Source organism: Chitinophaga sp., assembly GCF_035564935.1.
Classification (GTDB): Bacteria; Bacteroidota; Bacteroidia; order Chitinophagales; family Chitinophagaceae; genus Chitinophaga.
In genome coordinates this window covers 1-11,102 of the sequence record NZ_DATMTE010000499.1, presented here as the reverse complement: position 1 = coordinate 11,102, position 11,102 = coordinate 1, and the positions used below count along the sequence as shown (strand labels likewise).

Sequence of the window (11,102 nt, the reverse complement as noted above, 5' to 3'; positions counted from 1 at the left end):
TGCGCCTGCATGCTGAGCGGCCTCTATACTTTAATCTTTATAAAAATCTATCAGCGAGCCGAAATACTGTTCATTCCAGCCGGCAATAATATCTTCATAAGCTTCATCGGGGATATTAACGTGTTTCAATTCCACATCTGTTCCTTTGGGAGATGAATGGAGTTTGATGGTTACTATCGAAGGGGTTTCTTCTTCCTCTTCTTCATCTTCCATAAAATACCATTGCTGCACAATCTTTTTGTCGGGCTCAAATTCCAGGTTCTTACCCACAATACTGCCTTCCCATAAAGAAAATTCAGAACCCGGTTCGGTCGACATTTCCGCTACCTCGCCTGTCCATAACTGGATGGTAGCGGGATTGGTGAGTGCCGCATACACTTCCTCCGGCGGCGCCGCGAGTATAAAATGTTTTTTGTAATCTTTCATGTTTTCAAAGCTACTGAATTGACGAATTATTATTTACTTTCCTGTAAAATTTGATCATATGCAATTAACCAAACTGATCCCGAATATCTTTTATTCGGATATGAATGTGGGCTTGCAACTATTTGTGGATACGTTGGGTTTTTCGATGGCTTACCGGGATGATAATGCAGAACAGCCTTTTTGTATTATCAAACGGGATACGCTGGTGATCCACCTGGTGGAAAGTCATGAATGGGCGATCAAAGACAGGCCCCAGATAAGACTGGAAACAGATGATATAGCAGCGGCGTATGCACTGGTGAAAGGAAGCCATCCTGAGCTGTTGCATCCCAATTTATCCGAAATAAAGCTGCAACCCTGGGGGGCGCTTGAATTTGCGCTGAGAGATGCCGAAGATGTTTGCGTAATTCTTCAACAACCTTCCTGATTGTTCGTTTCCGGCCGGTTATTGTCCATTTCCGGACAAAAAAAAGCCATGTGCGTTCCCTGGAATCCTTTGTGGATAAGGGCATGCAACTATGGCGGTTTTCTTGTGTCTTTAGAGTGTCCAACAAATCCGCCTTGCCATGATCAGGAATTATCTGAAAATCGCTTTTAGAAACCTGCTGAAAAACAGGGGTACCTCCTTTATCAACATCTTTGGTTTATCTGCCGGTATGGCGGTGACCATGCTCATAGGGCTATGGATATGGAATGAATTGTCGTACGATAAATACCACGCCAATTACGACCGTATTGCGGCAGTGTGGCAACGGATGACAAAGGGAGACGAAGGCGGGGCTTTTAATTCACTGCCCATTCCCCTGGCAGCCCATTTGCGTAGCTCCTACCCCGATGATTTTAAGCAGGTGGTAATGGCGATAGATGGTATACATACCATTGCATCGGGTGATAGGAAATTTACCCGCAGTGGTGTTTTTGCAGAACAGGGAGGCCCTGAAATGTATTCCCTGAAAATGCTGAAAGGCACGCGTAACGGGTTGAAGGAACCAGCGTCTATATTACTGTCTGCCCGGCTGGCCGCTGCCTTATTTGGCGATAAAGACCCGATGGGGCAGCTCGTGAAAATAGATAATAACCGCAACCTGGTACTAAAGGTAACCGGCGTATATGAAGACCTCCCCGAAAATACCTCCATCAGCGGTACCGATTATATTGCACCATGGGAATTGCTTATTAACAACTGGACCTGGATCGGCGATATGAAAGACAAGTGGGATTTCAACGCCGTAAAACTATTTGTACAAATAGCCGATAATGCCGATATGGACAAAGTGTCTGCAAAAATAAGCAATGCACAGGCGCCACATATTACCCTGGACCCGGGTGTGAAACAAGAACTATTCCTTCACCCCATGAGCAAATGGCATTTGTATTCTTCTTTTGAAAATGGCGTCAATACCGGCGGACAAATACGTTACGTAAAACTGTTTGGCATCATCGGGCTGTTTGTATTGATACTGGCCTGCATCAACTTTATGAACCTCAGTACCGCCCGGTCGGAGAAGCGGGCAAAGGAAGTGGGCATCCGTAAAGCTATTGGTTCCATGCGCCGGCAGCTGATCTGGCAGTTCCTGAGTGAATCTGTAATGGTGGCATTCTTTTCTTTTGTATTATCTATATTGATCGTATTAATAGTGCTGCCATGGTTTAACCTGGTAGCCAATAAGCATATTGGTATTTTATGGGGAAGCCCGGTGTTCTGGTGCGCCGGTATCGGATTCAGCCTGCTTACAGGTTTGCTGGCCGGCAGTTATCCCGCGCTTTACCTGTCGTCCTTTCAGCCGTTAAAAGTATTAAAAGGCACTTTCAGGGCCGGCCGCTTTTCAGCCCTGCCACGTAAAGCCCTTATTGTGGTACAGTTTACGGTGTCTATTATTCTGATCATCGGTACCATTGTCATTTACCGGCAGATCCAGTATGCGAAGAACCGCCCCGTAGGATATACCCGTAACGGACTGCTTTCCATACAGATGACCACCCCGGAAATTTACAGGAATTATAACGTGATCAAGACGGAACTGATAGCCTCCGGTATGGTTAGCGCAGTGGCAGAGTCGCAGGGGCCGCTCACCGACATATGGGCAAGTGCCGGCGATTATAAATGGAGAGGGCAGCGGCCCGACCAGATGGGTGGTTTTAATGTGATTGGCGGCAGAATGGGCTATGGTAAAACGGTGGACTGGCAATTCATAGCAGGCCGTGATTTTTCAGAACAATTTGCCACAGATTCCATGGGGCTGATCCTGAATGAAGCCGCTGCAAAATATATGGGATTTGATGATCCTGTAGGAGAAATCATCCGTAAAGACAGCCTGGAGTATCATGTACTTGGTGTAGTGCGTAATATGATCATGGCTTCTCCTTATGAAAAAGTTCAACCTGCCCTTTATTACCTGTTAAAGGAACCCGGCAATTTTGTGAACGTCCGTATCAACCCGGAAGTGAGCACCGGCAAAGCAATGGCTGCTATACAGAACATCATGCAGAAATATAATCCTGCAGCACCGTTTGAATACAAATTTGCCGATGAAGAATACGCGAAGAAGTTCAGTGAGGAAGAACGCATTGGACAGCTGTCTACCTTCTTTGCCCTGCTGGCTATCCTTATCAGTTGCCTGGGCCTGTTTGGCCTGGCTTCTTATCTTGCCGAGCAGCGTACCAAAGAAATAGGCATCCGCAAAATATTAGGCGCTACCGTATTCCAGTTGTGGAAAATGTTGTCGAAAGATTTTGTAGTGCTGGTAAGTATATCCTGTTGCCTTGCCATTCCTGTGGCATGGTATGCGTTAAATAAATGGTTGCTGAAATTCGAGTATCATACTACCATTGTATGGGAAATATTTGCATTCACTATGCTGGGAGCTTTACTGATAGCTTTGCTCACAGTTAGTTACCAGGCGGCAAAAGCCGCGCTGGCCAACCCGGTGAAAAGTCTTCGGGCAGAATAACTTTTCTTTCCCGGGTGCGTTAAAAAAGGTATTTTTATTGAATATCCTCAACCCGCATTGAATAATGAAAAACGCCCGGCTGTTTGCTGCATACCTGTTATTTTTATTGTTCATAGCTACTAACGGCCATGCACAAACGCCTGCCGCATGGATCCGCATCAACCAGCTCGGCTATCTTCCCGGTGGCGTTAAAGTAGCTGTATGGGGTGGCAAAGGAATGGCGCAGCCACACACCTTTCAGCTGGTGGCAGCCGGCACAGGGAAGGTTGTTTTTACCGGTAGCACAGGAAAGCCTTTCGGCGCCTACGGCCCGTTCGATCAAACCTGCCGCCTGGATTTTTCCGCGTATTCATCTCCCGGAAAATATTACCTGAAAACAGGCAGTGCCACTTCTCCTGTTTTTCGTATAGGCGATAACGTATATGCCTCTACGCCGGACTTTTTACTGCGTTATATGCGGCAGCAGAGAAGCGGGTTCAATCCAATACTCAGGGATTCCTGCCACACGCACGACGGCTATACCATGTACGGCCCTATGCCCGACAGTACACATATTGATGTGGCAGGTGGCTGGCACGACGCTACCGATTATCTTCAGTATGTAACCACTTCTGCTAACGCTACTTTTCATTTGCTGGCAGCTTACCGTGATTTCCCCGGAGTTTTTGAAGATAGGTACGCAGCCAATGGCCTGCCCGGCAGCAATCATATCAGCGATGTGATGGATGAGGCGAAATGGGGCCTCGACTGGTTGCTGAAAATGCATCCTTCAGATAATGTGATGTTTAACCAGGTGGCCGATGACCGCGACCATAAGGGCCTCCGCCTGCCGGGGGAAGATAATTTTTATGGTAAAGGGTTTGAACGCCCCGTATATTTTTGTACCGGTACACCGCAGGGATTGGGTAAATACAAAAACAAGAGTACAGGTGTGGCCTCTACAGCAGGGAAGTTTTCCAGCGCATTTGCATTGGGATATGATTTGCTTAAAACCACTTCACCCGGTTACGCAGCGTTGTTGAAAACACGCGCAATATCGGCCTGGCAAATGGGACAGCAACAACCCGGTGTATGTCAGACCGCATCGGTATTGTCGCCTTACATTTATGCAGAAGATAACTGGACAGATGACATGGAACTGGCGGCTGCACAGTTGTACGGCATCACCAAAGAAACGGCATACCGCCAGGCAGCTACCCGTTATGCCTCTGAAGAAAAAGTGACGCCATGGCTGGGCGCCGATACTGCCAATCACTACCAGTGGTACCCGTTCATTAACCTCGGGCATTATGCATTGGCACAGGAGGACGCCGCAAAAAAGGCGCTGCTCACGGAGTATTACGAAACCGGTATTCAAAGGGTATGGAATAAAGCAAAACAAAATGCGTTTTACCGCGGCATCCCTTTTATCTGGTGCAGTAATAATCTTACCACCGCATTTGCCATCCAATGTTACTGGTACCGGCAACTGAGTAATAAAAAAACTTTTGAGGCATTGGAGCAGGCGAATATCGACTGGCTTTTTGGCTGTAATCCCTGGGGTACCAGCATGGTGTACGGGTTGCCGGCAAACGGGGATTTTCCTTCAGATCCGCATGCCGCTTTTTCCGCTATCGGTCACTATCCTGTAGATGGCGGACTGGTAGATGGCCCTGTATACACCAACATCTACAAAAACCTTATCGGTATCCGCTTGTCGGCGCCCGATGAATATGCCGCTTTTCAGAGTGATCTTGCCGTATATCATGATGACGTTGGCGATTACAGCACCAATGAACCCACCATGGATGGCACGGCCTCCCTGGTATACCTGATGGCTGCCAAAGCGCAGGAAGGGGCCGGAAAACGTCAATATGATCATGGAGGCCTGATCCGGGGCGATAGCAGTAAAAAGCAACTGGTACTTGTTTTTACGGGAGATGAATTTGCGGATGGTGCACAAGTGATCCGGCATACATTGCGTCAACAGCATGTAAAGGCGGCATTCTTTTTTACCGGGAAATTTTATCAGCAACCAGCCAACCAGGCGCTCATCAGGCAACTGAAAGCGGATGGGCACTATTTAGGTGCGCACGGTGATCAGCATCTTTTGTATTGCGACTGGCAGCACAGGGACAGTTTGCTGGTCACAGAAAAACAATTTACCGATGACCTGCAGGCTAACTATACGAAAATGGCCGCAGCGGGCATTTCAAAAGAAGAAGCGCCCTGGTTTTTGCCTGCATATGAATGGTACAACGATACTATTGCTGCCTGGACAGCCAATGCAGGTTTGCGACTGATCAACTTTACGCCGGGAACGCGGTCCAATGCCGATTACACTTACCCGGAGCTGGGCAAACAATACCGTACATCTGCTGAAATTTACCAGTCCGTTCTGCAATTTGAATCCGCCCGCCCGGCTGGTTTGAATGGTTTCCTGCTGCTTACACACATCGGCACGGATCCACGCAGGAAAGATAAGTTTTACAAACGCCTGGATGCACTGATCTCCACGCTGAAACAACGGGGATATCATTTCAGTTCGTTGAACCAGGTGCTGCAGTAACATCAGGTCCTTTTGGTGACCTGCCGATTTTTAGCGAACTTAATGTATTGAAAAACATATAAATACAAGGATCAAACAAAAGCAAAGACAACCAAAATTAAGAAGGGTAGTTATTGAATACTACACGCGACTGTAATCGACCAAACTTAAACCCGCTAAATTTTTTCTATGAGCTTGTTTCTATTGAAAATAGCTAAAGGCCGGTCCTTTTTGCTGTTTCTGTTCATGAACGTACTGGCTGTTACTGCCTATGCGCAGGTGAAAATTTCCGGCCAGGTTACGGATAACCAGCAATCGCCTATTCCCGGGATCACGGTGGTGGTAAGGAATACGAAACTGGGCGCCCAAACGGATGGTGAAGGGCGTTACACCATCAGTGGCAACCTGCCGCCGGGTAACTACACGCTGGCCTATACAGGAATCGGTTTTGCACCCGGTGAAAGAGTGCTGGTAGTAAGCGCCGGTACGGCCGGTTATACACAGAACATCCAGCTAACTGCAGAAGTATCCAAGCTGGATGAGATTGTGGTAACCGGTACTTCTGAAGGTACTACCCGCCGGCAGTTGGGTAATTATATCAGCACCGTGAAAGCCGATGAACTCAGCAAGAGCGGTTCCGGCAACGTGCTGGCAGCCCTGCAGGGTAAAACTGCCGGTGCACAGATCTCTCAGAACTCAGGAGACCCTGCCGGTGGTATCTCCGTAAAACTTCGTGGTATCAGTACTATATCAGGTTCTACAGAACCTTTGTATATCATTGATGGCGTTATCATCGATAACTCTACCACACGCGTAACCAATGCCGATCCAAGCTATGGTGTTGGCGGAACGGCAGATCCGGCAGGTGGCTCAGGAAACAACTTTGTAGGTAGTGTAGGGCAAAGCCGTATTTCCGATATCAACCCGGCAGATATTGAACGCATAGAAGTGCTGAATGGCGCTGCTGCTGCAGCTATTTACGGTTCCCGCGCCAATGCCGGTGTAGTACAGATATTCACCAAAAGAGGCAGCGCGGGCGCGCCGGTGGTTAATTTCTCCACCAGCCTTTCAGTGAACCAGCTACGTAAAAAACTGGACGTGAACCAGGCGCCGGTCAAGTTCGGCGGATCGCCGGATGATTCCACACAGAACATCCTGACACCCGCTATTGTGAATACCACGCCGGTTAACAGGTACGACTACCAGGATTACATTTTCCGCACCGGCGTGGGAACGGATAATAATATATCCGTGGCCGGTGGAAAAGACAAAACAAAATATTACGCTTCCGGCAGTTACTTTTATAACCAGGGTATTATCAATAAAACGGATTTCAGCCGGTTCAGCTTCCGGCTGAACCTCGACCAGGAGCTGGCCAGCTGGATCAGTTTTAATGCCAGCCTGAACTACGTGTACAGCAAAGCCAACGAAAAGCCCGATGGCAACACCTTTTATTCTCCTATGAATGGCGTAACCATCATTGGTAACTACTACGATATACAGCAACGTAATTCGCTGGGACAGCTGATGAAGGTAGGAGAACGTGGTCGTGTGAACCCGGTTTCTATCATGGAAGATTTTAAACAGCAGCAACATGTAGGCAGGGTAATTGCCGGCGCCGGTGTTAAGCTGCGTCCAATTAAAAATCTTACGGTAGATTACCGGCTCGGTATCGATAACTACAACCAGGAAGGTACCACCTTTATGCCCGCATTCGCCTATTTTGTAAGCCCTGGTTTTTACGGCGGCGGCCCCGACCTGGATCCTGCACAGAATGGTTATGCCAGCGCGGGTAACAACAATTCTTTCCTGATCAACCATGATCTCAATGCTACTTACAACTGGGATATCAGTGATAAACTCAGTTCTGTAACACAGGTAGGTTACTCTGTACAATACCAGCGTATGCACTATACCCTGGAACAGGGAAGAGGGTTACCACCGTTTGTACAAACGGCAGACAAGGCCACTACCATTATTCCCGGTGCAGATCAGCGCACGGAGCTATCCATTTCCGGTGAATACATTCAGCAGAACTTTAAGTACCGCAACCAGTTGTTTCTTACAGGTGCGCTGCGTGTAGACGGATCGTCCGTATTTGGCGTAGATGAAAGGAACCAGCTATATGCAAAAGTGAGCGGCAGTTACGTAATATCCGGTACCGATTTCTGGGAAAAATCGGCCGTATCCAAATGGTGGAACCTGTTGAAGCTAAGGGCCGCCTATGGCGAATCCGGTAACCTCACCGGTATCCCGGCGTATGGCCGTTACAATACCTACAATGCTACCGCTTTTATAGGAGCCGCAGCTTTCCAGTCGCCCTCCACTTATACCAACCCCGATGTGAAACCGGAAAAGCAAAAAGAGCTGGAAGTGGGTACCGACCTGGCATTCTGGGATAATCGTATAGGCTTATCCGTTAACTACTATCACAAGCGCGTGGAAAACCTGCTTATAAGTCGTGCTGTTGCGCCTACCAAAGGCTACTCCTTTTACCAGGATAATATCGGCACCCTGCAGAATACCGGGGTGGAAGCCATCCTGAATATTATGCCGGTGAAAACCACCAACTTTACATGGAACCTCACGGCTATCTATAACCGTAACCGTAATAAGGCAGTGGATATAGGGCAGGCGCTGATCCTCTACAATACCGTAGGTGGGGCGCCCATAGGTATTGCCAATGGAGAACCGATCGGGTTTTTCTATGGTACTTTCTTCGCCAGGGATGAAAATGGGAATCAATTGAAAACGCCTGCCGGTATACCGGTTACAGAAGCAGGTACACAAAATTCGCCGCTCACCTACACCGTAGCGCGCGATCCTGCCACCGGCTTACCACCTGCCGGGGCTACCGCATTGAATAAAAAGATCGGCGACCCCAACCCCGACTGGACGGGTACACTCACCAGCGATTTCCAGTATAAGAAGCTCGGTCTTCATATACAGGTAGACGCCGTGCAGGGCGTGGACGTATTCAATGCCGACTGGAGAACCCGGCAAGGTGTGGATAACGGAAAAGTAGCAGAACAGGAAGATCTTGGGTTACTGCCACGCGGCTTCATAGCAGGTAATTACAATATCCAGGAATGGAGGGTTGACGACGGTTCTTTTGTGAAACTGCGTGAAGTAGCTTTTACCTACGACTTTGGCAAGCTGAAAGGATTAAGTGATTTATCCGTAAGTATTGGCGGCAGGAACCTTATTTCCTGGGACAACTACAAAGGATATGATCCTGAATTGAATGCGGCAGGACAAAGCACCGTATTGCGCGGCATTGATTTTGGTTCCGTGCCGGTTCCGAGAAGCTATAACCTGTCTGTTCGCGCAAAATTTTAATCACAAAAAAGATCCAATATGAAACGATATATTCAATATAGCACCATCGCTCTTGCTTTGCTCTGCACGTTTGCAGCGTGTAAGAAAGATTACCAGGATCCATCTGGTCCTTCATCGGAAGGCGCTTACAGTTCACCCGCCACACTGGCCAATGTAGCTGTAGGCTTACAAACCTGGTATTCAAAGAACCGCGAGAGCCTGTTATATACCACCGTTGCTTCCGGCAGTTTACTGGTAGGAGAAACTTTTGTTACCAACCCGGGTAATACTGATGAAGCGCAGATAGGTGCGGGAGGAAGTAAGATCCTGACCACTAACGTAGTAGTAACCGGCATGTGGAATGTTGCCAATAAGATCAGGTATGAAGCAGACAGTGTTTTACGCCGTACTGCTGTTGTTGTTGAAGATAAAAGCTTTGCCAGTGGTTTGATTGCTTATACGACTATCTTTAAGGCACTGGCTATTGGTGTGCAGGCCAACTATTGGGAACAGGTGCCGGAAAATACCAGCACACCTGCGTTATCGTCCGGCGGTGTGAAATTTGTTCCGGCAAAACAGGGATACACCATGGCTGTTGCCGCATTAGACAATGCTATCAGTGCAGTAACGGCAACGCCTGTGGGGAATACTTTTTTAGCCAATATCCCCAAAGATGTGAATATTATTAATACGCTGTATGCACTAAAAGCAAGGTATGCCCTGTGTGCCGGCGATTACACTGCAGCCATCAGTGCTGCTGATAAAGTGGACCTGAGCATCCGTTCCACCCTTTCTTTTAACCCGCAGGTTAGCAATCCCATTTTTACATTGGTAACAGCTACCAATAATATCTATAACGTGGTCGACTCTACGATGGGATTACCCGTACCTATTCAACCCGACCTGGCGGATCAGCGTATACCATTTTACATTGCCCGGCCCGGTAAGCCAAAGTTCAATATCAGCGGGTTTTTCAAAAGCAATCTTTCTGCTGTTCCCATTTATCTCCCGGGAGAAATGCTGCTTATCAAAGCAGAAAGTTATGCCCGGCAGCATGATCTCGTTAATGGCCTGCTTTACCTGAATAAAGTGGTAACTAAGAAACCAGCGGACGATGCCTTTGGCATCGGGGCATCATTGCCACCGGTAGTTGCCGCCAATGAAGCGGAGTTGCTGACATTGATCTATAAGCACCGGAGAATAGAATTGTTTATGAACGGCCAGGAACTGGAAGACAGCCGCCGGTTTAGCAGACCCGTAGCGGAAAGGAAACGGAACTATTTCCCTTATCCGTTTGTAGAGCGGAATGATAATCCGAATACACCGGATGATCCGGCGTTTTAATGGAGTGTAGTTCTGGTTGCTGGTTACGGCAACCAGGACTTCTTTTGTTTGTATAAACAGATGCCCTATGCCTGTAAAGCTAATGATGTGTTTTTTGTTTTTGCTGGTAGTTATATCAGCTGATGGACAGCGGCCGGCAGATAGCGTATATTCATTTGTGGAAATACCGCCCGCTTTTCCCGGTGGTGAATCTGCATTGATGAAGTATCTTGTAAAGAACATAAAATATCCACCTGTATCAGCAGACGAAGGAGTTACAGGCATTTCCCGTATACAATTTATTATTGATGCACAGGGCTGCGTTTGCAATGTAAGATCTATGGATACAACTAAACTACGCGTGTTGGATATTGAAGTAATGAAGGCTGTAAGAATGATGCCTGCATGGAAACCTGGGATAAACAAACAAAAGAAGGTGGCCGTACAATATTTCCTGCCGGTTTTTATTTGCCCCCCGGAAGAATAGATTTATTGATCCTCTCTATGGATTATCTCTATAAAAGCATCTCATATCTGATCAACTAACCAGGTATGAG

The 11,102-nt window shown here is 47.7% G+C and carries 7 protein-coding genes; 6 read left to right on the top strand and 1 reads right to left on the bottom strand.

The window, feature by feature from the left end:
• Positions 1 to 30: 30 nt before the first annotated feature.
• A complete protein-coding gene (locus VN105_RS12760) occupies positions 31 to 426 on the bottom strand; it encodes an SRPBCC domain-containing protein (protein ID WP_325641425.1) in 396 nt (131 codons plus the stop codon).
• A 58-nt stretch (positions 427 to 484) separates the two neighbouring features.
• Between VN105_RS12760 and VN105_RS12755 the strand changes: the two genes are divergently transcribed.
• The 6 genes from VN105_RS12755 to VN105_RS12730 all read left to right on the top strand — a co-directional run bounded on the left by VN105_RS12755 (position 485) and on the right by VN105_RS12730 (position 11,032).
• Positions 485 to 853: a hypothetical protein gene (locus tag VN105_RS12755; RefSeq protein WP_325641423.1), complete on the top strand. Its 369-nt coding sequence runs from the start codon at positions 485 to 487 to the stop codon at positions 851 to 853.
• Positions 854 to 992: 139 nt separating this feature from the next.
• Complete coding sequence (locus VN105_RS12750) at positions 993 to 3,377, top strand: ABC transporter permease (protein WP_325641421.1); 2,385 nt, start codon at positions 993 to 995, stop codon at positions 3,375 to 3,377.
• A gap of 64 nt (positions 3,378 to 3,441) precedes the next feature.
• Positions 3,442 to 5,925 carry a glycoside hydrolase family 9 protein gene (locus VN105_RS12745; RefSeq protein ID WP_325641419.1) on the top strand — a complete coding sequence of 828 codons (2,484 nt, stop codon included), beginning with the start codon at positions 3,442 to 3,444 and terminating at the stop codon, positions 5,923 to 5,925.
• Positions 5,926 to 6,093: 168 nt separating this feature from the next.
• Complete coding sequence (locus VN105_RS12740; RefSeq protein WP_325641417.1) at positions 6,094 to 9,243, top strand: SusC/RagA family TonB-linked outer membrane protein; 3,150 nt, start codon at positions 6,094 to 6,096, stop codon at positions 9,241 to 9,243.
• 18 nt (positions 9,244 to 9,261) lie between these two features.
• Complete coding sequence (locus VN105_RS12735) at positions 9,262 to 10,566, top strand: RagB/SusD family protein (RefSeq protein WP_325641415.1); 1,305 nt, start codon at positions 9,262 to 9,264, stop codon at positions 10,564 to 10,566.
• A gap of 67 nt (positions 10,567 to 10,633) precedes the next feature.
• Entirely contained in the window at positions 10,634 to 11,032 is a 399-nt protein-coding gene (locus VN105_RS12730) for an energy transducer TonB (RefSeq protein ID WP_325641413.1), read from the top strand.
• Positions 11,033 to 11,102 lie beyond the last annotated feature (70 nt).

What these genes read in the sequence shown, in the direction of transcription:
- VN105_RS12735 (WP_325641415.1), top strand. Translation starts at nt 9,262, where the DNA reads ATGAAACGATATATTCAATATAGCACCATCGCTCTTGCTTTGCTCTGC.
- VN105_RS12755 (WP_325641423.1), top strand. Translation starts at nt 485, where the DNA reads ATGCAATTAACCAAACTGATCCCGAATATCTTTTATTCGGATATGAAT.
- VN105_RS12760 (WP_325641425.1), bottom strand. Translation starts at nt 426, where the DNA reads ATGAAAGATTACAAAAAACATTTTATACTCGCGGCGCCGCCGGAGGAA.
- VN105_RS12750 (WP_325641421.1), top strand. Translation starts at nt 993, where the DNA reads ATGATCAGGAATTATCTGAAAATCGCTTTTAGAAACCTGCTGAAAAAC.
- VN105_RS12740 (WP_325641417.1), top strand. Translation starts at nt 6,094, where the DNA reads ATGAGCTTGTTTCTATTGAAAATAGCTAAAGGCCGGTCCTTTTTGCTG.
- VN105_RS12730 (WP_325641413.1), top strand. Translation starts at nt 10,634, where the DNA reads ATGCCTGTAAAGCTAATGATGTGTTTTTTGTTTTTGCTGGTAGTTATA.
- VN105_RS12745 (WP_325641419.1), top strand. Translation starts at nt 3,442, where the DNA reads ATGAAAAACGCCCGGCTGTTTGCTGCATACCTGTTATTTTTATTGTTC.